This is a genomic window from Pseudochelatococcus lubricantis, assembly GCF_042432495.1.
GTDB lineage: Bacteria > Pseudomonadota > Alphaproteobacteria > Rhizobiales > Beijerinckiaceae > Pseudochelatococcus > Pseudochelatococcus lubricantis.
The window spans coordinates 1221151-1244424 of sequence record NZ_JBHLXC010000002.1 but is presented as its reverse complement, the minus strand read 5'-3'; the positions used below and the strand labels follow the sequence as shown (position 1 = coordinate 1244424).

Sequence of the window (23274 nt, the reverse complement as noted above, 5' to 3'; positions counted from 1 at the left end):
GTTCACTCGATCACGAGCATGGCGGCGAGTTCCGCCTCGCACACCAGGGCGCCGTTCACCCTGGCCTCGCCGCGATACCACCACATGTTGCGCCGGTTCGCGAGCTTCTTCATATGATAGTGTACCACGTCCCCCGGCTCCACCGGCTTGCGGAACTTCACCTTGTCGATGGTCATGAAATAGACCTCCTTGGGGCGCGCCTTTTCGGCAAGCTTCGAGGCGACGCAAATCGCGCCGGCCGTCTGCGCCATGCCCTCGATCATGAACACGCCCGGGAACAGCGGCCGCGACGGGAAGTGTCCCTGGAACTGGGGCTCGTTGTAGGTGACGTTCTTGATGCCGATGCAGCTTTCGTCACCGTTCATCTCGATGATCCGGTCAATCAGCAGGAACGGATAACGGTGCGGCAGATAGCTCAGGATCTGCAGGATATCGGCGGTGTTCAGGTTCGACGGCACGTCGGTCATGTAGGTTACGCTCCCTGGATCCGGCTCCGCCGCGTGTCGGGACCGGATCGTCGTTCCAATATCACTCTGGCGGATGCTTCAGACCGGAGCGCCGCCGTCATCCTTTCCGTCCTGCCGGCCCTCTTGCCGGCGGTTCGCGTGGCGGCCTGCCACCATGCGCTTCAGCCACGCGACCTCACGCAGCCAGTCCTTGATCGGCCTCGCGGGCGCTCCGCCCCATACCGCGCCGGGGGGAATGTCCGTCGTGATGCCGGTACCCGCCGCCACCTGGGCGCCGCTGCCGATGTGGACATGGCCGACGGAGCCCGACTGTCCGCCCATCACGACGAAATCGCCGAGCGTCGTGCTGCCCGAAATGCCCACGTGGGCAACGATCACGCAATGGCGGCCGATGACGACGTTGTGCCCGATCTGCACGAGGTTATCGATCTTCGTGCCCTCGCCGATGATGGTATCGCGGCTCGCCCCCCGGTCGATGGTGGTATTGGCGCCGATCTCGACATCGTCCTGGATGATCACCCGTCCGACCTGCGGCACCTTGAGATGGCCGCGGGCGCTCATGGCGAAGCCGAAACCGTCCTGCCCGATGCTCGCGCCCGGGTGCACGATCACCCGGTTGCCCACGAGCGTGTGGGACAGCACCGCGCCCGCGCCGATGGCGCAGTCACGGCCGATGCGCACGCCCGTGCCGATCACCGCATTGGCGCCGATCAGCGTGCCGCTGCCGATTTCCGCCCCCGCCCCGATGACGGCGCCCGGGTCGACCGCCACGCCGCTTTCGAGCCGCGCATCGGGATGCACCACCGCCCCCGGCGAGACGCCGGTCGCGGAGAACAGCGCCTGCGGCCGCACCGCTGCGGGATAGAGCCGCGCCAGCACCTGCGCGAAGACCCGATAAGGCTCGCGCGTGATCAGCGCAACGGTTCCCGCCGGCACCCTGTCCGCATAGCGCTGCGACACGAGGCACGCGCCGGCCGCCGTTGCCGCGAGCGCATCGCCGTAACGCGGGTTGTCCATATAGGCCAGGTCGCCCGGGCCCGCCGTTTCCAGCGGCGCCACCGTGGCGAACGTCCGACTGCCGTCAGCGCCTTCGGGCAACGATATCCCCGCCAACGCCGCGATATCGTCGAGAGATACGGAAGCGCCGCCGGGAAAGAAGACTGGATTACTCATGGCTGCCCGTGTCGCAAAAAAACAGGGACGGCGCAAGGCCGTCCCGACATTCCCTTTCGGCTCCGGCCGAAACGCGGTGGATCGCGCGCCGGAAACCGGGATCAGAAGCTCGTGCCGCCCGAGAAGCGGAACGCCTGCGTCTGGTCGCCACGCACCTTGGAGAGCACGAAGGCGTAATCGAAACGCAGCGGGCCGAGCGGCGAGGCCCACAGCAAGCTCACGCCCACCGACGAGCGGATTTTCTTGTCGTCCTGCACGTTCACGCAGGTCGGCTGACGGCTGGCCGAGTAGCCGGGGAAGCCGGCGCAGTTCGTCGGCACGCCGAGGCTCGCCGAGAAGTCTTTCTGGCCCTCGTAGCCGAACAGCGTGCCCGCATCGGCGAACACCGCGCCCTTCAGGCCCAGTTCGCGCGGCAGGCCGAAAATCGGGAACTGCACTTCGAGCGTGCCACCGAAATAGGTGGTGCCGCCGAGCGCGTTGTTCTGGAAGTCGCCCGACATGTCGCGCGGACCGATACCGGACGGCGCGAAGCCGCGCACCAGCGACGGTCCGAGGAAGTAGTTGTCGACGATACGCAGGTCCTTGCCACCGAAGGAACGGATATGGCCGCCCTGGACGCGGACGAAGCCGACGACCTCATCGAACAGTTCACGATAGTAGCGCGCGTCGACGGAGGCGCGGATGAAGCGCGAATCGCCGCCGAGACCCGCGATATCAGGCTTGAACTCGGCATAGAGGCCCGATGTCGGGTTGCGCGTGTTGTCGAGCGTGTTGTAGGTCAACGTCGCGCCCACGAGCGACGTCAGGTTCGTGCCGGCGGCTTCCTTGATCGCCAGCGACGCCTCGCCGTCCCACGTACAATTCGGGTAGGTGGCGCTGCCGTCCGGGTTGAGCGCGGTGTAGCCGGGCAGCGGCGCGGAACAGTCGCCATACGGATCGCGCCACGTATTCGGCACCTTGATGCGCGACTGATAAAGCGAGTAGCGCAGCGTCAGCGTCGTCGCCTCGTCGATCGGCAGGCCGAGACGGAGCTGGCCACCCGTCACGCGGTCCTCATAGCGGGAGTAGCGGCTGTTGTCCGAGTACTTCGAGAACACATCGAAGCCGAACGCCATGCGCTGGCCGAGGAAGTAGGGCTCGGTGAACGAGAAATCCACGCCCTGCGAATACTGACCCCAGGAGCCGGCAAGCCGCACGAACTGGCCGCGGCCGAGGAAGTTCGATTCGGAGACCGCCACTTCGCCGATGAAGCCGTCCGACGTCGAGTAGCCGCCTGAAACCGAGAACTGGCCAGTGGACTGATCCTCGACATCCACGTTGACGACCACGCGGTCGGGCGTCGATCCCGGCTCACTGGTGATGCGCACGGCCTTGAAGTGGCCGAGGTTGTTGAGCCGCCGCTCCGCGCGGTCGATCAGGACCTTGTTATAGGCATCGCCTTCGCCGATATCGAACTCGCGGCGCACCACGTAATCGCGCGTGCGGCTGTTGCCGCGCACGTTGATCCGCTCGATGTAGAGGTGCGGACCGTCATCGACCACGTATTGCAGGGAGACGGTGCCCGCCTCCGGGTTGCGCAGCCCGGTGGGACGGACCTGCACGAAGGGATTGCCCTCGCCGCTGATCTCGTTGGTGATTCGCTCAAGCGATTTTTCCACGGCCTCGACGTCATAGACGTCGCCGGCGCGGGTGCGCACCAGCGGCTGGAGCTGTTCGGACGACACGTTCGCCACGCGCGAATCGACGTTCACGTCGCTGATGCGGTAGCGCTGCCCTTCCGACACCGTCATGGTGACGACATAGCCCCCCCGCTGCTCGTCGAACACGACGTCCGTCGAGAGAATCTGGAAATCGGCATAGCCGTTGCGCAGGTAGTAGCGGCGGATGGTATCCTCATCCGAGGCGATACGCACCGGATCGTAGACGTCCGACGACTTCAGCCACGACAGGAAGTTGGACTCCGTCGTCGACATGAGGTTGCGCAGCCGATAGGACGAAAAGGCATTGTTGCCGACGAAGTTGATTTCCTTCACGCCGGTCTTGTCGCCCTCGTTGACCGTGAAGACCACGTCGACGGTGCCGTTGGGCAGCGGCACCGCTCGCGCCGTGACCGACGCGAGGGAGCGGCCGGAGCGCCGGTACGCATCCCGGATGCGCTCGACATCGGCGTTGACCGTCGCCTGATTGTAGGGGTTATTGGCCTGGACGGTGACGACGCCGCCGAGCTGGTCCTTGTTGAGCTTCTTGTTGCCCTCGAAAACCACGCGGTTGATCCGCTCGCCCTGCGCCGCGCGGGAATGAGCCGCGCCCGCCGGCGATGCACCGGCCTGCGCATTCGCCTGATTCATCGGTCCGACGGTCATCGCCAGCGCCAGGAGGCAGGTCGATACCCCCGTCAGTGCCGCATACCGGCTGTTGGTCGTTCTCCGCGTCATCAGGTGCCGCCCTTCACTCACGCTCTATGGGCCAGGCTAAACGCCGGCCTATGGAAGTCCTATGACTACACGCTTCTACAGATAAAGCACGCTCGTGCAAACGCCCGTCTGTCCCGCCGGGTCATTTCCCGAAAGGCCGTTGCCTTCCGGTCACGCCCTCATCCGCCGGCCTTGAACAGACCACCCAAGTGGGAGAGGTCGTTCCACGTTACGAACAGCATCAATATCATGACAAGCGCCAGACCGATGCGAAAGCCGATCTCCTGGGCTTCCTCGCTCAGGGGCCTGCCACGCACCGCCTCAATAGCATAGAACAACAGATGCCCGCCATCCAGCATCGGAATGGGAACGAGGTTAATCAATCCGATCGACACCGACAGCAGCGCCGCGAGATTCAGCAGCCCCACCAGCCCGCCGACGCGCGCGACCTTGCCGGATACTTCGGCAATACGAATCGGACCCGACAGTTGCTCCGTCGATTCCTTTCCGGTGATGACACGGCCAAGATAGTGGTAAGTCTGCGTCACCACCTGCCACGTGTCGAGCACGCCCATCCGCAGCGATCCCGCGAGGCCGTAACTTTCCGTGCGCCAGTTCGCGGCGTCGTTGGCGGCCTGTATGCCGAGCACGCCGATGCGCTGCGTTCCAAGCGGCGAGGTGACCTCGCGCAGGTCGGGAACGGCCGTGAGCGGCGTCTGCACGCCGCCGCGGTCCACCACGAAGGCCAGGCTCTCGCCGGCGTTCATGCCGACGATTCGCTGCATGTCGGCGAAGCCGTCGATGGTGACGTTATCGATGGAGAGCACGAGATCTCCGGGCAGAAACCCGGCCCGCTCGGCCGCGCTGCCTGCCTGTACCGTCTCGATACGCGGCATCAGTATCTGCTTGCCGTTGAAATAGGTCATGGCGGCGAAGATCGCTATCGCCAGCAGAAAGTTGGCGAAGGGGCCGGCCGCGACGATGGCGGCCCGCTGGCCCACCGTCTTGTGGAAGATGCTGCCCTCGCGCTCCTCGGCGGACATCGTCCGCGCGGCGTCAAAATCGGGAACGCTGGCCGCGTTGGCATCGCCCGCGAACTTGACGTAGCCGCCAAGCGGAATCGCCGACAAGCGCCAGCGCGTTCCCGTCCGGTCGTTCCAGCCGAACAGTTCCGCGCCGAAGCCGATAGAGAAGGTGCGCACCTTCACCCCGCACCAGCGCGCGACGATGAAATGGCCGAACTCGTGAATGAACACGACGAGCGTGAGCACAAACAGAAACGCCAGAATCGTGCCGGCCAGCGAGACCGCCGTGTTGCCGATGCCTCCGACAACTCCCGCGAGAAGTTCCATTCTGTTCCTTTCCCCGCGTGGCGGAAGCCTGCCTCCGCCGCGCCTGCGTTCCATCGCGCTTCCGGAGAAAGCGGCTTCTGCTTTCCGAATCCGAGGGCGCGTTGATCCGTAACCTAGAGCATCATTACGAGAATGGGTACCGCTTTCGGATAATTTAATTTATAAACAAAGGGATAGAGCGATAGCGCTCCGCATTTCCATCCGCTGTGCCGGCCTTGCGGCAAAAGGCGGAAACACTCCTCGAATGCTCTATGCGACTGCCGAACAGCGGGCCAGCCGCGCGCGCACCCAGCCGCGCGCCTCGTCGTCCAGCGCCAGCGCCTCCGGAATACTCGCCGGCGCCTCCCCCCCCCTGTCCGACAGTGCCTCGCAGGCCTCGCTCACCAGGCCCGCGATGCGGCCGAACCCGATCCGGCGCGCCAGAAACGCTTCCACTGCGATCTCGTTGGCCGCGTTGAGAATCGTCGGCATGCCGCCCCCCGCCTCCAGCGCCTCGAAGGCGAGCGCCAGCGCGGGGAACCGGGCGGTATCAGCATGGATGAAGTCAAGCCTGCCGAATGCGGCAAGGTCAAGGCGCGGCAGGGTCGTGTGCAGGCGGCCGGGCAAGCCCAGGCAATGGGCGGCGGGAATGCGCATATCGGGCGCCGCGAGGCCGGCCACGACCGAACCGTCCCGAAAACCGACAAGGCCATGCACCGCCTGCTGCGGATGCACGAGCACCCGCAGGCGCGCGCGGTCGATGCCGAAGAGATGATGCGCCTCGATCACCTCAAGCCCCTTGTTCATCATCGACGCGGAATCGATGGTGATCTTGGCGCCCATCGAATAGTTCGGATGTTTCAGCGCCTGTTCCGGCGTCGCGGCGGCGATGGCCTCCGCCGTCCAGCTCAGGAACGGGCCGCCGGAGGCGGTGAGGACGAGTTCCTCGACATCCTCGGGCCGCGCGGCGCCCATCGCCTGCCAGAGGGCGTTGTGCTCCGAATCGAGCGGCAGGATATCGACGCCGGCCTCGCGCGCGCCGCGCATGAACGCCTCACCGGCGCAGACCAGTGTTTCCTTGTTGGCGAGCGCGATCCGGCGGCCCGGCCGGATGGCGCGATGCGTGGCCCGCAGGCCCGCCGTTCCGGCGATCGCCGCCACCACCAGATCGCTGTCGTGGTCCACCGCCGCATTCACGGCCGACTCGCCAGCGCCGCTCTCGATATTCAATCCGGCATCGGCGAGCGCGCTCTTCAACGCCGCGCCCCTGGCAGGGTCGGCGACCGCCGCGAATCGCGCGCCAGTCCGCTGCGCCACGGCCGCAAGCGCCCGCACATCGCTGCCGCCCGAAACGATCGCCTCGACCCGAAAATGCTCGGGATGGCGCACGATCACGTCCACGACAGCACTGCCCACGGAGCCCGTGGCGCCCAGCAGAACGATGCGTGTACTCATGCTCACTCCCCGATCTTCGTGCGGCGGGCGCCCATCGTCGACCAGCAGCACACGGCCAATAACAGCCGCCCGTGGATAGGGCATGACGAACCGCAATGGAACGCCGTTCGCCCTTTCCGGCGCCTAATTCGTTGCGAACGCGCCCGCGGCGAGCGCGATGGCGACCAGCAGGCAAACGGCCGCGAACCCGTCCAGCCGGTCCATGAAGCCGCCGTGGCCGGGAATGAGTCCGCTGGAATCCTTGACGCCCGCCCGGCGCTTGAACGCCGATTCGGCGAGATCACCCGCCTGCCCGGCAAGCGACGCAAACGCCGACGCGCCGGCGACTGCAAGGGCGCTCCACGGCACCGCCACACCGGCGCCTTGCGCGAGAGAGGCCACCAGCCAGCCCATGAACGTGCCTGCCAGCGTGCCGCCGATGCATCCCGCCCACGTCTTGTTGGGGCTGACACGCGGCCACAGCCGGGGGCCGCCAATGGCGCGCCCGGAGAAATAGGCGGCGATGTCCGTCGTCCAGGTCACGGCGAACATCCACGCTATGGCGGCCGCCCCGACGCCCGACACGGCGCGCACGAGAACCGGCGTCAGGCCGATCAGCGCGCCGCATGCAACGCCGGCCAGCGCCGGGATGACGCGCTCCACCCCGCGCGCGCCGCGTCCAGCGGCCAGCCCCCACACAGCTGCCGTAACGAGCGCCGCCGCTGCGCCGGCGATGACGGCCCGATGGAACCCGAGTGCGGCGAATAGCGGAAGCAGGCCGGTCAGCATCGCCGCGAGCAGGCGCAAGACCAAGGGCAGCGCGCCGGCGGCCGGCAGGGAGCCTTCTGTGTCGGCGACGCGCGATCCGACGAGCCCGAGCCATTCGAAAACGACGACCCCGGCGGCCAGCGCCCACAGCGCCGCGAACGGCAGCCCGCCCCACCATGTCGCTGCGATCGCGATCGCAGCCAGCACGAGCGCGGAGGCGACGCGAGCGGACAACTCCGAACGCGCTTTTCCCGCCGGACCGGCACCGGAGGGATCGGACGAAGGCGCGCCGGGCATGCGGGGATTGCTCATCGACCGCCCACTACACGTCACCCCGCGCCCCGGTGTCATCCGCGCCGGCACGGTCCACATCCGGGTCGTCGACGCCGAGGCTGCCGAACCGGCGCTCGCGGCGGCGGAATTCGGCAATGGCCGCCTCAAGCGCGGCGCGGTCGAAGTCCGGCCAGTAGATCGGCATGAAGACGAGTTCGGCATATGCCGCCTGCCACAGCAGGAAATTCGACAGGCGCTGCTCGCCCGACGTACGGATCACCAGATCGGGGTCGGGGATGCCGGCGGTATCGAGATGCTCGTCGAGCATCTCCTCGGTGATGTCGCCGGGTGCGATCTCGCCGCGCACGACCTTCTCCGCCAGCACGCGCACCGCGCGCACCACCTCCTGCCGCCCGCCGTAGTTGAAGGCGACCGTCAGCGTCAGCCCGGTGTTGTCGGCTGTGCGGTCCTGCGCCTCGTCCAGAAGTGCGACGATATCGGCCGACAGCCCGGCGCGATCGCCGATGATGCGCACGCGCACGTCGTTGCGCACGAGATCGGCCAGATCGCGGCGGATGAACAGCTTCAGCAGCCCCATCAGCTCCGCGACTTCGGCCGCGGGCCGCCGCCAGTTTTCCGACGAGAAGCTGTAGATGGTCAGATAGCGGATACCCAGTTCGGTCGCGGCGCGGACCGTGCGCCGCACCGCCTCGACGCCGCTGTGGTGGCCCTTGAACCGGGGCAGCCCGCGCGCGCGCGCCCAGCGGCCGTTGCCATCCATGATGATCGCGACATGCGCGGGAGGCGCCGTGACGGCCGCCTGGCGAGCGCCTTCAGCCGCCACCTTATCTCCCCCGGACGCAAGCCCCATGCCCCCTCCGGCTTTCCCCTCCAAGCGGGGTATCGTGGTCAATCGATCTGTCTCCGTCTGCAACCCGCATCCTGCGCGGAAGCTGCGCCACGCGGCCGGCGGCGCCGGCCCTGTCCGGCCTCTATAGCGGATTGAGCCGGATCGCGCCCGGAACTTCAGCGTCAACCCGGCCAGCCGGCCGCCACCGGCAGCGGCCGGACGCGACAGCCCATCCTCACACCTGGAGGATTTCCTTTTCCTTGGCGGCGACCGTCTGGTCGATCTCGGCGATGGTCTGGTCGGTCGCCTTCTGCACCTGGTCGGCGTGACGGGCCGATTCGTCCTCGCTGAGGCCGTCCTTCTCAAGCTTCTTGAGAGTGTCGAGACCGTCGCGGCGTACGTGGCGGGCGGCGACGCGCGCCTCCTCGGCATACTTGTTCGCGACCTTCACCATTTCCTTGCGGCGCTGCTCGTTCATCTCGGGAATGCGCAGCCGGATGACCTGCCCTTCGGTCTGCGGGTTGAGGCCGAGATCCGATTCGCGGATTGCCTTTTCCACTGCGCCGACCACGCCGCGGTCCCAGACCTGCACGCTGAGGAGCCGGGGCTCCGGCACGCTCACCGTCGCGAGCTGGCTGATCGGCGTCGGCGTGCCATAGGCATCGACCTGGATGGGATCGAGGATGCTCGGCGACGCGCGTCCCGTGCGCAGACTGCTGAGATCGTGCCGCAAGGCCGCAATCGCCCCCTGCATGCGCCGCTTGATATCGTCGAGATCAAAACTACCAGCCATCAAATACGCCCTTTTCTTGCCGTTGCCGCATCGCGGGACGCGGCCGGATCATCGTTGGGAACCGGTTCCCCGCCCGATGGGCCTTCTCTCCACCCGTATGGCGAGGCGGCTCTGGAGCCGCTGTGCGAAGGGCGCGAATCCGTTCAGGGAGTCACCAGTGTATATCGCCCCGTGCCGGACAGAACGGCGCCGATTGCGCCAGCATCCAAAACGGAAAACACCACCACCGTCAATCCCGCTTCGCGCGCAAGCGCAAAAGCGGTAGTGTCCATCACCTTCAAATTCCGGCCGATGGCCTCGTCGTGGGTGAGGCGATCGTAGCGCGTCGCATCCGGATGTGTCTTGGGATCGGCGGTGTAGACGCCGTCCACGTTGGTGCCCTTCAGCAGCGCGTGGCAGGCCAGTTCCGCCGCCCGCAACGCGGCGCCGGTGTCGGTAGTGAAGTAGGGATTGCTCGTTCCGCCGCCAATCACCACCACCTTGCCGTGCGCCATATGATCGAGCGCGCGCTTGCGGGCGTAGCTTTCGCACAGAGACGGCATGGGCACCGCCGACATCGCGCGCGCCGGCACGCCGGCGGTGTCGATCGCATGCTCCAGCGCCAGCGCGTTCATGACCGTGCCCAGCATGCCGATCGAATCGGCGGTGGGCCGGTCGAGCCCCTTGTTGAGCCCCTGCACGCCGCGGAAGAAATTGCCGCCGCCAACCACGACGGCGATCTCGTGCCCGTCGTGGGCCGCCGCCGCAATGTCCGACGCGATGGTCGTCAGAGTTTCGCCATGCAGCCCCGCCCCGCCCGGGCCCGCGAGAGCTTCCCCGGACAGTTTGACCAGCACTCGCTTCAACCGCATTCCGCTTCTCCTGTGACCAGCATCCGCACTGCCCGGCGCAGGCGCATCGGACCGCGCCGGGAAAAATCGATAGGCGGGAGCACCCCCGCCTCATAAAAAAGGCGGCGCCAGGCGCCGCCTTTCGGAACGATCAGGCCGCGCCCGCCGCGGCCGCTACTTCACTAGCGAAATCCGTTTCTTCCTTCTCGACGCCATCGCCGAGACCGTAGCGGATGTAACCCACGAGCTTGACGGGAGCGCCCACCCGGCCCTCGGCTTCCTTGACGACCTGCGCCACAGACTTCGAGGTATCGTGGATGAAGGGCTGTTCGACCAGCGTCACTTCCTTGAAGTAGCTCTTCAGGCCGCTTTCGGCGATCTTCTCAAGCACATTCGCGGGCTTGCCGGCGTTCTTCTCCAGCAGGATCGCCTTCTCGCGCGCAATCGTATCCTCCGGCACGCCGGCGGCGTCGAGCGCGACCGGATTGGTGGCGGCGACGTGCATGGCGATCTGGCGCGCGAGCGTCGTCAGCTCATCCTTGTTGCCGGTCGACTCGAGGCCCACCAGCACGCCGATGCGGCCAAGGCCCTCGCCGGTCGCGTTGTGCAGGTAGGAGGCGACGACGCCGTCCGACACCGACAGCGTATCGACACGGCGCAGCGTGATGTTCTCACCGATGGTGGCGATGGCGCTGGTGATGGCCTCGGCGACCGTGCCACCCTGCGGGAACGGCGCGCCGCTCACGGCGGCAGCATCGCCGCCAACCTTCAGCGCCACCTCGGCGATGGTGCGGGCGAGCGACTGGAACTGGTCGTTGCGGGCGACGAAGTCCGTCTCCGCATTAACCTCGACGACAACGCCCTTCGCGCCGTCGACCGCGACGGCGACGAGCCCTTCCGCCGCCACGCGGCCGGACTTCTTGGCGGCGCGGGCGAGGCCCTTGGTGCGCAGCCAGTCGATCGCCGCCTCGATGTCTCCATCGGTTTCGGTCAATGCGTTCTTGCAGTCCAGCATGCCCGCACCGGATTTTTCGCGGAGCTCTTTCACCAGAGCAGCGGTGATGTTCGCCATGAGTCGTCCTCTTGTCACTGACAGGGCCGGCCCGGCACCCCCCAAGAAGGGGCACCGGGCCAATCAATCAACGTCTTCAATGCCGGCTCGGATCAGCCGGGGCGGTTATCAGATCGCAACGGCCTCCAGCCGGGCGCGGGCCTGATCGATCCAGCCGTCGCGCTCGATACGGCCGCCGAGCTTCAGTTCGGCGTCAAGCGCCGCTGCATCGGCAGGCGTCAGCGCGGCGAGCTGCCAGAAGTGGAAAATGCCGGCCTCGTTGAGCTTCTTCTCGAGTTCGGGACCGACGCCCGCCAGCGCGGACAATTCGTCCGGTGCGCCGCGCGGTGCGCCGAGGCGTTCGAACGTGCTCTCGCCCGCGCCCGCATCAGACAGATCCTCCGCGAAAGGCTCGTCGGAAGCGCCAACGTCCACGCCGAGGTCGCCCTGGCCGCGGGAGATGCCATCGATCGCCGCGCGCGCGACGAGATCGCAGTAGAGGTTGATGGCGCGGCCCGCGTCGTCGTTCGCCGGAACCGGATAGTTGATGCCGTCAGGATCGCTGTTGGTGTCGACGATCGCCACGACCGGGATGCCCAAACGCTGGGCTTCCTTGATCGCGAGCTGCTCCTTGTTCGTGTCGATGACGAACAGCAGGTCGGGCGTGCCGCCCATGTCCTTGATGCCGCCCAGCGCGCGCTCCAGCTTCTCGCGCTCGCGCGCCAGCATCAGGCGCTCCTTCTTCGTCAGGCCGACAGCGCCGCCGGCGATGATCTCGTCCACCTTGCGCAGGCGCTGGATAGAGCCGGAAATCGTCTTCCAGTTCGTCAGCATGCCGCCGAGCCAGCGGGAGTTGACATAATACTGCGCGGAACGGCGCGCGGCGCTCGCCACTGATTCGGCCGCCTGACGCTTCGTGCCGACGAACAGCACACGGCCGCCGGCCGCAACAGTGTCGGAAACAACCTGCAGCGCGCGATAGAGCGCGGGAACCGTCTGGGCAAGGTCGATGATGTGGATATTGCTGCGCGTACCGAAGATGTAGGGCTCCATCTTCGGGTTCCAGCGGTGGGACTGGTGGCCGAAATGGGCGCCGGCTTCAAGCAGCTCGCGCATCGTGAATTCAGGAAGTGACATATAACTCTCTCCGGTTCAAGCCTCCGCGGGGCTCCGGCCGGACAACCCGGCCACCGGAAGCCAAACAGCCCGCCCCGCGTGTGGAATGGCGCGGCTTATAGTATTTGCGCCTGATAATTGCAAGCGCCCCGTCCTTCTTTCAACACCTTCCGCTTCGTCAGGCGACCGATTCCCGGCCAGGCCCGCGCAGGCGTCACCGCAGTTCCACCTCCATAACCCCGGCAAGGCCGCGCAGTGCGCCAGCGATCTGGGGCGTGGTGCGGAAGCGGCCGGGCAGCTCCAGTTCCACCTCCTGCCGGCCATCGACGTCCACGACGACGGACACCGTTCCCTCGCCATGCATGGTCAATTGCCGCGCGATCGCATCTAGCGGTGCCGTGCCGTTGACGACGATGCGCATGCCCTTCTGATGGCGCGCAACGGCCTGATCGAGCGGCTCGACCCGCTGGATGCGCGCCCGCACGTCGTCTCCCTCGCTCGACGCCTGCACCAGCAGCATCACGGCCTGCCCCGGCTCCAGCAGATCGCGGTATTGCGCCAGCCCTTCCGAGAACAGGATCGCCTCGAAATGGCCGCTCTGGTCGGAGAACGTGATGATGCCCATCTTCGTCCCGTTGCGCGTTCGCCGCTCGGTGCGGTCGAGAACGGTGGCGGCAAGCTGCCCCATGCTCTCGCCGCGCTTGACGCCGCGCACGAAATCCAACCAGCGGCGCACACGCAGGCGCTCCAGCAGCGGCCCGTATTCGTCGAGCGGATGACCGGAGAGGAAGAAGCCGACAGCGTCATACTCGCGCTGCAGGCGCTCCAATGTCAGCCACGGCTGGTATTCGGGAATGCGCAGCGGCTCCGGCGCCGCGGACTGGCCGAAGATATCCGCGAAAATGTCGCCCTGCCCGGCCTCCGCCGTCTGTGCCGTCTGGTTGGCGAGCGCCATGACCGCTTCGATCGCCGCGAAGGCGCGGGCGCGATCCGGTTCGATTCCGTCGAGTGCCCCCGCCCCCACCAGCGCCTCCAGCGTGCGCCGGTTGACAAGGCGCGGGTTGAGACGGCGCGCGAAATCGGCGAGGTCCCTGAACGGCCCTTCCGCACGCGCCGCGACGACGGATTCCACGGCCTGCGCCCCCACACCCTTGATGGCAGCCAGTGCGTAGCGGATGATGCCGTCGCCGTTCCCGTCGAACTCCACATCGAAGCGCACGCCCGAACGCTGGATCGACGGCGGCTCGACCCGGATGCCGAGCCTTTGCGCCTCGCGCCGGAATTCGGACAGCTTGTCGGTGTTGTCCATATCGAGCGTCATCGACGCCGCCAGGAATTCGACCGGGAAATTCGCCTTGAGATAGGCTGTCTGATAGGCGATCAGGGCATAGGCGGCCGCGTGGCTCTTGTTGAAGCCGTAGTCGGCGAACTTCGCCAGCAGGTCGAAAATCTCGTCGGCGAGTTGCCGGGTGAGGCCGTGTTCCGTCGCGCCGTCGACGAAGCGCGCCCGCTGGGCATCCATCTCGGCCTTGATCTTCTTGCCCATGGCGCGGCGCAGCAGGTCTGCCTCGCCGAGCGAGTAGCCCGACAGGGTCTGCGCCACCTGCATCACCTGCTCCTGATAGATGATGATGCCGAAGGTCTCGCGCAGGATCGGCGCCAGCGCCTCATGCAGATACCACTCGGTCTCGGGCTCGCCGCGCCCGTTCTTGCGGTCGCAATAGACGGGAATGTTGGCCATCGGTCCCGGTCGGTAGAGCGCCACGAGTGCGATCAGGTCCTCCAGCCGGTCCGGGCGCATGTCGACGAGCGCCTTGCGCATGCCGGCGCTTTCAACCTGGAACACGCCCACCGTCTCGCCCTTCCCAAGCTGCTCGAAGGTCAGCGGGTCGTCGAGGGGAATGCGGTCGAGCGCGAAATCGGGATACCGTGTGCGGATGTGATCGATCGCCGTCTTCAGCACGGTGAGCGTCTTGAGGCCGAGGAAGTCGAACTTCACCAGCCCCGCCTGCTCGACCCACTTCATATTGAACTGGGTGACACGCATCTGCGAGCGCGGATCGCGATAGAGCGGCACGAGCTGTTCGAGCGGCCTGTCGCCGATCACCACGCCGGCGGCGTGGGTCGAGGCATGGCGGTGCAGCCCTTCGAGCTTCTGCGCTATCGCCAGCATGCCCGCGACCACCGGCTCCTCCTCGGCCGCGGCCTGCAGGCGCGGCTCGTCCGCGATGGCGCGCGCCAGCGTGACCGGATTGGCCGGGTTCTGCGGCACGAGCTTCGTAAGCTTGTCGACCTGCCCGTAGGGCATCTCCAGCACGCGCCCCACGTCGCGCATCACGCCACGCGCCTGCAGGGTGCCAAAGGTGATGATCTGCGCGACGCGCTCCTCACCGTAGCGGTGCTGCACGTAGCCGATAACCTCTTCGCGCCTGTCCTGGCAGAAGTCGATATCGAAGTCGGGCATCGACACGCGGTCGGGGTTCAGAAAGCGCTCGAACAGCAGGCCGAAGCGCAGCGGATCGAGGTCGGTGATGGTCAGCGAATAGGCGACGAGCGAGCCCGCGCCCGAACCGCGCCCCGGCCCTACGGGGATGTGGTGAGCCTTGGCCCATTTGATGAAGTCGGACACGATGAGGAAGTAGCCCGGAAACTTCATGCGCTCGATCACCGACAGCTCGTAGGTGAGCCTGTCCTGGTAATCCTGCCCGGAAAGCCCGCCCGCCGGGCCGTGGGCGGCAAGCCGGGCGGCTAGCCCCTCCTTCGCCTGGCGGCGCAGCTCTACAGTCTCGTCGTCCGCTTCCGCCTCGTGCTGCGCACCGTCTTGCCCGTGGCCTGCGTGTGCCCCGCCGCTGGTGAAATGCGGCAGGATCGGCTTGCGCGTGCGCACCCGGAACGCGCAACGCTGCGCGATCTCGACCGTCGCGTGCAGAGCCTCGGGAAGATCGGCGAACAGCGTCGCCATTTCCGCCCGCGACTTGAAATAGCGCGACGGCGTAAGGCGCCGGCGCTGGTCGTCCGAGACGAGGCGCCCTTCCGCGATCGCCAGCAGCGCATCGTGCGCCTCATAATCGTCGGGCCTGGCGAAATAGGGCTCATTGGTCGCCGCGAGCGGCACGCCGTGTTCGTAGGCGAGCGCCAGCAGCCGCGGCTCCGTCAGCGCTTCATCGGCTGCGCCGTGGCGCTGCAGCTCCACATAGAGGCGATCGCCGAAGATGGCGAGCAGATGCCGGAACCGCTCCTCCGCCAGTTCGGGCCGCCCCGCGACGAGCGCGCTGTCGAGCGGGCCGCCGGCGCCGCCCGTGAGCGCGATCACGCCGCCGGCGTGAGCGGCGAGCATTTCGCACGTTACGTGCGCGCCATGCGCCCCCTGCCCCGGCTCGTTGCCGAGGAAGGCGGCGCTGGAGAGCGCCATCAGGTTGCCATAGCCCTGCGCGTCCGCCGCCAGCAACACCACCTGCGGAAACACCCGTTGCAGCGGCCGCGCGTTCGGCTCCGCCGCCTCGAAGGTGACGGCGAGTTGCAGGCCGGCGATGGGCTGGATGCCCGCCTGGGCGAGTTTCTCCGAGAACTCCAGCGCGCCGAAAAGGTTGTTGGTATCGGTGAGCGCCATCGCCGGCATGCCGTCAGCCGCCGCCAGCTTCGACAGGGCCGAGACAGTCAGCGCCCCTTCGAGCAACGAATAGGACGAATGGACATGAAGATGGATAAATCCGACTTCCGCAGCAAGACTGGCCATAAGCATCCCCCGGACCGGAAACCCGTCGAATCGACCGCACGGCACCATATTATCGCCGCGCCGCACTTTCGTCGCCCGGAAGCGGACCCGCCCGGCGCATGATCCCCAGAAGCCGATGCGACTTCCGGAAAGGACGATGCCCGCCACGATCCCGGGAATCGCGAAGCACGGCAGGCTCCGCGCCCCGGGGGCCCCAGATTACGCCGGGGAGCCGGCAATCGCCACCACCCCTATCATCGCCACGAAAAGCACCAGCGAGGTAAGTTCGACAAGATCTGTTACAAGAGCTTTGTACATCGTCTGATCTTCCCTGCGTTCGACTGATGTCCTTATATGTTCATTTAATGTTCTTGTCCAGAATGAATGGTGCATTTTGCTTAACAATTTATTTACAATGTGGGAGGATCGTTAACATCAGGGTGAATTGCCCACAGGAGGTTGACGTTGCGGCGTATTTTCCCGCCAGACGCCTTCCGGGGCAGGCGTGGCAATACAGAATCCGGAAGGGTCACTCAGAGCATGGACAAATCGTCGTCACTTACACGCAATGCGAAGTTCGCGGTCGGTCAGGTCGTCAAGCACCGGCTCTACCCGTTCCGCGGCGTGGTTTTCGACGTGGACGCCTGCTTCAGCAACTCGGAGGAATGGTACCAGTCGATTCCGGAGGACCGCCGGCCGGACCGGGACCAGCCGTTCTATCACCTGTTCGCCGAGAACACGGAAACCGAATACATCGCCTATGTTTCGGAGCAGAATCTCGTGCCCGACACCTCCGGCGAACCGGTGCGCCATCCGCGCGTGCTCGAAGCTTTCGAGCCTGCGGAAACCGGCCGCTACCGCGCACGCATCCACGTAACACACTGACACGACGCGCCCCGCGGCACCGCAACTACCCGCGCATCAGCGCCCTCACCCCCTGTTGAAGGATTCTTATCCACCTTATGTTTCGTGAACGGCGTTGACGTTGATGCGCTAATCTGCAAATAAGGCACCGCATGGAGACGTGGCCGAGAGGCTGAAGGCGGCGGTTTGCTAAACCGTTATAGGACCTTAAAGTCCTATCGAGGGTTCGAATCCCTCCGTCTCCGCCAACCCGCTTCCCAATTATTTATTCCATCTGCCGTTCCGGAGCGCCAGAGGTGCTCCGCTGATGATTTCCCTGTCGCTTGCGACGGTGTGCGTTACGAATCGTCATGGCTTCGGAGTAAAAAATGAAATAGCTGCGGCCGTGACCTGCGGGCTTTCGTTTCAAGATTGCGCGGCGCCCCTCCGGCGGAATGGAGTGAAGCACGATGGTATTCCCGGCGTTGACTGCGTTCTACGGTGCGCTGCTCGGCGTCGTCTTCGTGGCGCTGTCCTTGTGGGTAACGGTCGGGCGCGCGAAATACAGGGTTCATCACGGCGACGGCGGGCAAACGCTGCTCCGGCGGCAGATCAGGATTCATGCGAATTTCGCCGAGTACGTTCCTCTGGCCCTGCTCCTCATCGGCCTGAACGAAGCTGGTGGCGCCGATGGCGGGGTCGTCCGCACCCTGCTGGTCGCGCTTCTTGCCGCCCGCGTGGCGCATCCCTTCGGCATGCTTGCTCCTGAAGGATCGCTCCGGCAATATAGCCTGCGGGCCCCGGCGATGCTCGTCACCTGGACTGTGATCCTGATCACGGCAATAATGTTGCTCGCGCGATAATAGATGCCGTACTCCCGATTGTGAATCTACAGCGGTCCCGCACCGGTCTATTCTGTCCTCGCCCGAACCGGATCGGAGGAGAAACCATGTCCCGGCTCACCGCAAAAGACTTTCCCCAGGAACTGCTCGATCTCTACGACTATTACGCACACGGCAAGATTTCCAAGCGCGAGTTTCTCGACCGCGCCGCCAGATTCGCAGTGGGTGGCGTCACCGCAAGCGCCCTGCTGGCATCGCTGAGCCCGGACTACGCGCTCGCGCAGCAGGTGGCCCCCACGGACACCGACATTGTTGCCGACTATATCACCTATCCGTCGCCAAAAGGCCATGGCGAGGTGCGCGGCTATTTCGTCCGCCCGGCCTCCGCGTCGGAGCGGCTGCCCGGCGTGGTCGTGGTTCACGAGAACCGCGGACTCAACCCCTATATCGAGGACGTGGCGCGCCGCGTCGCGAAGGCCGGCTTCATCGCGCTCGCGCCTGACGGCCTGACCTCCGTCGGCGGCTATCCCGGCAACGACGACAAGGGCCGCGAATTGCAGGCGCAGGTCAACCCCGAAAAACTGATGAACGACTTCTTCGCCGCGGTCGAGTTCCTCGCGGGTCATGCGGCGACGACGGGCAAGATTGGTATCGTCGGCTTCTGCTACGGCGGGGGCGTCGCCAACGCCACCGCGGTCGCCTATCCGGAACTGGCCGCCGCCGTGCCTTTCTACGGGCGCCAGCCCCGGCCGGAGGACGTAACGCGCATCCAGGCGCCGCTGCTTCTCCATTATGCGGAACTCGACACCGGCATCAACGCGGGCTGGCCGGCCTATGAAGCGGCGCTGAAGGAACACGGCAAGACTTACGAAGCCTACATCTATCCGGGCGTCAATCACGGTTTCCACAACGACACGACGCCGCGCTACGACGAGGCGGCGGCCAGGCTCGCGTGGGACCGCACGATCGCATGGTTCCGCCGCTATCTGGCATAATACCTCCGAACCGCTCGCTGACCCGACGCCGCCGGCCTGTTCCGCATGCCGGCAGCGGACGGTCATGCTCGCCTGTCCATGCGCGAGAACGCGGTTGCCCCCGCCGAAACACCATAAATGCCGCCTGGTAACACGGAAGTCATCCGCCAGTTATAGCATTTCGACATTTCATTGAAACGCCGAAATGCTATAAGTTTTTGATATTACGCGCTTTCTTCACGCAAACCGATATCCGCTTTGCTTGAAAACGCTTTAATGGACAGGGGCGCAATCGTCCGGACGGCCATCAGCAACGTAACCTTGGACGGCGCGGCTTCGGACCCGACGCAAACGACAGTTCGGGGCGCGCTTATCGCCTTCAAGGCGGTGGCGATGGCGACGAAAAAGGCACGGAGGGCCAGGACAAGTGCCTCCGCACGATCTCCCATAGAAATTGAGTAAACTTGCCCAAATAATCATCATGCCGGCTACTTAAAATCTTTGAAATATTTTTATTTCGCGAGAAACTTTAGCAATTCTGGCGCGAACAAAGATTGTAAGGCAAGATTGCCTTGCTCATCCTAGGAGGCGTCAATGCGAATCTATACTAAAGTATCATTTATTGCAGCAATGTTTGTTACATCTGTTACTACCCTTGTGCATGCGCAGCAGGTGGCGACGGATGCGAAAGCGGGCGTGTATGCCCCCGCAAACTACACTGTTCTCGCTCAAACGTCTGATCAAAAGGCCGCTCCGAGGGCCAATCAAAGAGTCGATCCAAAAGCCGATCAGAGGCAGGTGCCGGGCAAGGGGCAGGTCGTGGGGCCGGTACGGCCGGTGCAGCCGGATGCTCCGTTCGATCCCTCCCTCGAATATCTATGCAGGCAGAAGGGAAAGGCATGGGTATGGAGAAACGGACAATGCGTCCCGAACAGAGCGGTCATCGGAACGGAACATAACGTTCCGACCCCGCAGCAGCCACTTCAGCAACGATAAACCGATCGCTCTTCCCATCACTATCGAACGCCCGCGCATGCGAAAGAAAGCACGTGCGGGCTTCTCATGTCTGCGGCATGGCGATGCGACGATGGTTCGCCGGATCGACAGGCTCGGGCGAAACGATCGGGCGCGCTTACTGCCTTCATGCCGGCGAAGGCGCGGCGAGCAGTCCGTCTGCGCCCTGCCCGAATGCCTGCCCCGTACGCTCCAAGTTCTATATTTTACCGCAGTTTGCATTCAAGTCGATGGATCGACTTGAATGCAAACTGCTCCAATAGGCGAGAACGACGGTCTGCCGACAATTCGCCTCGACAGGATCGATCGTGCGCGGGAGAAAGGCGGACATCCTGCGCGCCCGGGCGAATGGTCTTGTCCACGAAGCTGCCGTCGCCAAGCGGGATGCGCAGGCGCAAACCGGCCGTCGCGGCTTTTACGCCATCGGGATACGCTTGATGCAATTGGTGGAGGATGGGCGTTTCATCGGATGGGCTAAAGCGTTTTCAAGCAAAGCGGATACCGGTTTGCGTGAAGAAAGCGCGTAATATCAAAAACTTATAGCATCTCGGCGTTTCAATGAAATGTCGAAATGCTATAGGCGAAATAGCATGTTGTCCACCGCTGTTGACCAGTACGGCGAGACGCAAGCCCTTGATATCAACTAAGATATTGAAAGTCTATCGCTTTGGGGGAATGGTGGTGCCCAGAGCCGGAATCGAACCAGCGACACTGCGATTTTCAGTCGCATGCTCTACCAACTGAGCTATCTGGGCCCGCGTGGAAGTTCGGAAATGTCCGCCCCCGCGATCTGGTTCTTATAGAGGCATCGTGTTTCGATGTCCAGCGCGGCGGCAAGGGGTTGTGCGATTTTGTCCACAGGCAAGAGAGGGGGATTTTCGCCCGCGCCCCTCGGCCTCGCCACGCCTGCTCAGATATCGGGCGTGTCGTCGGGGTGGTTGCCGTCAACTTCTTCCGCCTCGTCGGATGCGGGGATGACGTAGCTGCCCGAGAGCCACCGGTGCAGGTCGATGTCGGCGCATCGCTTCGAGCAAAACGGACGCCAGCGCGCCTGCGCTTCCTTGCCGCAAATTGGGCAGGCCCCGCCGGCGGGTGGCGTTACGGCATTGTCGTTGTTGTCGTCGGCATCCGCCATGGCAGCACTCCCTCTATAACGTCGCGCGACCCGGCCGTCAGAGATTGAGCCAGTGCCCGTGAACGGGGAAGCCTTCTCCCATCAGCAGCGACACCGTTTCGTAGAGCGGCAGCCCGACCACAGCGGAATAGGAGCCGACCAGCTTGACGACGAAGGAACCCGCCAGCCCCTGGATGGCATAGCCGCCCGCCTTGCCGCGCCACTCGCCGCTGGCGAGATAGCCGTCCATCTCGTCGCGCGCGAGGTTCTTGAAACGCAGGCGCGTCTCAACCACGCGGTCGCGCAGGCGTCCGTGCGGCGACACGACGGCGAGTGCCGTGTAGACGCGGTGCGCCCGGCCGGACAGCAGGCGCAGGCACTGCTCGGCCTCCTCCGCGATCTCCGCCTTCGGCAGGATGCGCCGGCCCACGGCCACCACCGTATCCGCCGCAACGATATAGGCATTGCCGACCGCCTCGCCCTTGCCCTCCGACGCCTTGAGCAGCGTGCGCGCCGTCTCTGCCTTGTCGATCGCCACACGCCGGGCGTAGTCGCGCGGTTTCTCGCCGCGCCGCGGGGTCTCGTCGATTTCCGCCGGCAGCAGGATATCGGGCGTCAGCCCGATCTGCTCAAGAAGCGCCAGCCGCCGGGGAGAGGCCGACGCCAGGACGAGCTGCGGCCTCCACGACGGACGCACGGCGTTCTCCGCCGGCCCGCCGTCCTGTGCCTGCGACGAAACGATTTCGCTCAAGAACCTCTCCCGAAAACCTGATTCATGCCTCACCGCCGTGGGGGATATGAACATCGAGACATCGACATGACGCCATTAGCATGGAACAATCGGCCGCGAAAAGGATTGCTTCGCGCGATGGTTGCCGCGTCCATGTCGCGATGCGGACATGATCGGCGGGTAACCACGACCTAAGGTATAACTCCTCCCACGACAGGACATTCCATGCTGAGCAAACGTTTCAAGCCTCCCGTCACGCAGCCGCAGCTTGTCAAGGCGACCCAGACGGCGCAGGCTGCCGCGACGACCATCGCCTTCCGGTTGCCGCAGTTTCTCTACGATACGCTGGACCCCACCCATCCGATGAGCGCCGAGACGCAGCGCGCCTTTTCCGAAAAGGCCGCGGCCGCCATGGAAGGCAGCCTCATCGCCGCGCAGGCGTGGCAGCGCCTGTGGATTGACATGGCCTTCGGCCGCGTGGGGCCGGGCGATCTGCCGCACAAGCTGATGAAGATCGCAGACGAAAGCGCCAATCCCGCGCGCCGCCGCGTCCGCGCCAACGCCAAGCGCCTCACGGCCAAGCACCTGCAAGGGAAGTAGGCACAGGCCGGGCGTCAACCCTCCCCGTCCCGTATCGCCTCCTCCGGCGCGGCGACTGCCGTCTTTTCCGCCTCTTCCCGCGCGCGCGCCCGGTGGCGCGTCACGCCAAGCGGCAGCGAGACGAGATAGGCGACGGTCGCCAGCGCCAGCACGTGGAAGGGGAAGCTCACCAGCAGGGCCGTGAACAGCACGAACAGCACGAACAGCGGCAGCACCATGTCGCGCGCGATGCGCTGGCCCAGCGCCTTGCCCGAGAAGGTCGGCATGCGGCTGACCATCAGCAGGCCGATGAAGACCGTATAGACCGCGACCACCGGCGCCGCGAGTTCGCCGACCGGCCAGACGATGAAATGCAGGTAGACGGGCAACAGCACCGTGAGTGCGCCGGCGGGCGCCGCCATGCCGACGAAATAATTCTTCTGCCATTCCGGCCGCGAGGGATCGTCCAGCATCACGTTGAAGCGGGCAAGGCGCAACGCCGCCGCGATGGCGTAGACGATGGCCGCGATCCAGCCGAGCGACTTCAGCTCGTCCAGAATGAACGTATAGAGCAGCAGCGCCGGCGCGACGCCGAAGTTCACGAAGTCCGACAGCGAATCGAGTTCCGCGCCGAAGCGCGATGTGCCCTTCAGGTAGCGCGCAACCCTGCCGTCCGCGCCGTCGAGCACCGCCGCGACGGCGATCGAGAAAACGGCCAGGTCGAGACGCCCCTCGATCGCCATGCGAATGGCCGTCAGGCCAAGGCAGAGCGCGAGCAGCGTGATGAGATTGGGGGCGAGGAGGCGTAGCGGGATCGGCCGGAACCGCCTGCGGCGCGGCTCCTCGGGATCGGGCACGAAGGGCGGAAACAGGTCACTCATGCGCGTTATTCATACACCAGACCCCTCGCCAATCAAACGGGATCGGTGAGGCGGCGGCGATTCATTTTGCAACGCCGGACGA

At 65.4% G+C, this 23274-nt stretch carries 20 protein-coding genes and 2 tRNA genes; 6 read left to right on the top strand and 16 right to left on the bottom strand.

All coding sequences use genetic code 11. The features are described 5' to 3' along the window. Positions 1-2: 2 nt before the first annotated feature. The 12 genes from fabZ to dnaE form a co-directional block, all read right to left on the bottom strand. A complete protein-coding gene (gene fabZ, locus ACFFJ7_RS08435) occupies positions 3-467 on the bottom strand; it encodes a 3-hydroxyacyl-ACP dehydratase FabZ (protein WP_166952665.1) in 465 nt (154 codons plus the stop codon). A 78-nt stretch (positions 468-545) separates the two neighbouring features. Further along, the gene (lpxD, locus tag ACFFJ7_RS08430) at positions 546-1640 is read right to left on the bottom strand and encodes a UDP-3-O-(3-hydroxymyristoyl)glucosamine N-acyltransferase (RefSeq protein ID WP_377591747.1); all 1095 of its coding nucleotides are present in this window, start codon (positions 1638-1640) and stop codon (positions 546-548) included. Positions 1641-1741: 101 nt separating this feature from the next. Further along, positions 1742-4075, bottom strand: coding sequence for an outer membrane protein assembly factor BamA (gene bamA / locus ACFFJ7_RS08425; protein ID WP_166952659.1), 2334 nt, complete (start codon positions 4073-4075; stop codon positions 1742-1744). A 158-nt stretch (positions 4076-4233) separates the two neighbouring features. Continuing rightward, positions 4234-5406, bottom strand: a complete 1173-nt coding sequence (gene rseP / locus ACFFJ7_RS08420; RefSeq protein ID WP_166952656.1) for an RIP metalloprotease RseP — start codon at positions 5404-5406, stop codon at positions 4234-4236. 249 nt (positions 5407-5655) lie between these two features. Beyond that, a complete protein-coding gene (dxr, locus tag ACFFJ7_RS08415) occupies positions 5656-6840 on the bottom strand; it encodes a 1-deoxy-D-xylulose-5-phosphate reductoisomerase (RefSeq protein ID WP_377591746.1) in 1185 nt (394 codons plus the stop codon). A 123-nt stretch (positions 6841-6963) separates the two neighbouring features. Next, the gene (locus tag ACFFJ7_RS08410; RefSeq protein ID WP_377591745.1) at positions 6964-7899 is read right to left on the bottom strand and encodes a phosphatidate cytidylyltransferase; all 936 of its coding nucleotides are present in this window, start codon (positions 7897-7899) and stop codon (positions 6964-6966) included. Positions 7900-7909: 10 nt separating this feature from the next. Continuing rightward, complete coding sequence (locus tag ACFFJ7_RS08405; protein WP_377592115.1) at positions 7910-8641, bottom strand: isoprenyl transferase; 732 nt, start codon at positions 8639-8641, stop codon at positions 7910-7912. Between the two features lie 304 nt (positions 8642-8945). Further along, positions 8946-9503: a ribosome recycling factor gene (gene frr, locus ACFFJ7_RS08400; RefSeq protein ID WP_166952647.1), complete on the bottom strand. Its 558-nt coding sequence runs from the start codon at positions 9501-9503 to the stop codon at positions 8946-8948. A gap of 143 nt (positions 9504-9646) precedes the next feature. Beyond that, positions 9647-10354 (bottom strand): UMP kinase, encoded by a 708-nt coding sequence (pyrH, locus tag ACFFJ7_RS08395; protein WP_166952644.1) that lies wholly within the window; start codon positions 10352-10354, stop codon positions 9647-9649. Positions 10355-10484: 130 nt separating this feature from the next. Then, positions 10485-11405: a translation elongation factor Ts gene (gene tsf, locus ACFFJ7_RS08390; protein WP_166952641.1), complete on the bottom strand. Its 921-nt coding sequence runs from the start codon at positions 11403-11405 to the stop codon at positions 10485-10487. 108 nt (positions 11406-11513) lie between these two features. After that, a complete protein-coding gene (locus ACFFJ7_RS08385) occupies positions 11514-12521 on the bottom strand; it encodes a 30S ribosomal protein S2 (RefSeq protein ID WP_166952638.1) in 1008 nt (335 codons plus the stop codon). 193 nt (positions 12522-12714) lie between these two features. Then, positions 12715-16236 (bottom strand): DNA polymerase III subunit alpha, encoded by a 3522-nt coding sequence (gene dnaE / locus ACFFJ7_RS08380; RefSeq protein WP_377591744.1) that lies wholly within the window; start codon positions 16234-16236, stop codon positions 12715-12717. Between the two features lie 519 nt (positions 16237-16755). Here dnaE and hspQ point away from each other — a divergent pair. From hspQ to ACFFJ7_RS08355, 5 genes are all read left to right on the top strand, one after another. Then, positions 16756-17100, top strand: a complete 345-nt coding sequence (gene hspQ / locus ACFFJ7_RS08375; protein ID WP_166952632.1) for a heat shock protein HspQ — start codon at positions 16756-16758, stop codon at positions 17098-17100. Between the two features lie 133 nt (positions 17101-17233). Continuing rightward, positions 17234-17327: transfer RNA gene (locus ACFFJ7_RS08370), tRNA-Ser, on the top strand. Positions 17328-17528: 201 nt separating this feature from the next. Next, on the top strand, positions 17529-17921 hold the full coding sequence (locus tag ACFFJ7_RS08365; RefSeq protein ID WP_377591743.1) for an MAPEG family protein: 393 nt from the start codon (positions 17529-17531) through the stop codon (positions 17919-17921). Positions 17922-18007: 86 nt separating this feature from the next. Beyond that, entirely contained in the window at positions 18008-18895 is an 888-nt protein-coding gene (yghX, locus tag ACFFJ7_RS08360) for a YghX family hydrolase (RefSeq protein WP_377591741.1), read from the top strand. A 1301-nt stretch (positions 18896-20196) separates the two neighbouring features. After that, positions 20197-20415, top strand: coding sequence for a hypothetical protein (locus ACFFJ7_RS08355; RefSeq protein WP_166948814.1), 219 nt, complete (start codon positions 20197-20199; stop codon positions 20413-20415). Between the two features lie 152 nt (positions 20416-20567). On the opposite strand, the gene ACFFJ7_RS08350 is transcribed toward ACFFJ7_RS08355, so the two are convergent. From ACFFJ7_RS08350 to ACFFJ7_RS08340, 3 genes are all read right to left on the bottom strand, one after another. Further along, positions 20568-20643, bottom strand: a tRNA-Phe gene (locus ACFFJ7_RS08350). A 155-nt stretch (positions 20644-20798) separates the two neighbouring features. Then, on the bottom strand, positions 20799-21023 hold the full coding sequence (gene yacG, locus ACFFJ7_RS08345) for a DNA gyrase inhibitor YacG (RefSeq protein ID WP_377591739.1): 225 nt from the start codon (positions 21021-21023) through the stop codon (positions 20799-20801). Positions 21024-21060: 37 nt separating this feature from the next. Continuing rightward, the gene (locus ACFFJ7_RS08340) at positions 21061-21753 is read right to left on the bottom strand and encodes a Maf-like protein (RefSeq protein ID WP_377591737.1); all 693 of its coding nucleotides are present in this window, start codon (positions 21751-21753) and stop codon (positions 21061-21063) included. 204 nt (positions 21754-21957) lie between these two features. Between ACFFJ7_RS08340 and ACFFJ7_RS08335 the strand changes: the two genes are divergently transcribed. Continuing rightward, positions 21958-22332, top strand: coding sequence for a hypothetical protein (locus ACFFJ7_RS08335; RefSeq protein ID WP_166948808.1), 375 nt, complete (start codon positions 21958-21960; stop codon positions 22330-22332). Between the two features lie 14 nt (positions 22333-22346). Here ACFFJ7_RS08335 and pssA read toward each other — a convergent pair whose 3' ends face one another. Continuing rightward, positions 22347-23192 (bottom strand): CDP-diacylglycerol--serine O-phosphatidyltransferase, encoded by an 846-nt coding sequence (gene pssA, locus ACFFJ7_RS08330; protein WP_377591735.1) that lies wholly within the window; start codon positions 23190-23192, stop codon positions 22347-22349. Positions 23193-23274: the final 82 nt, after the last annotated feature.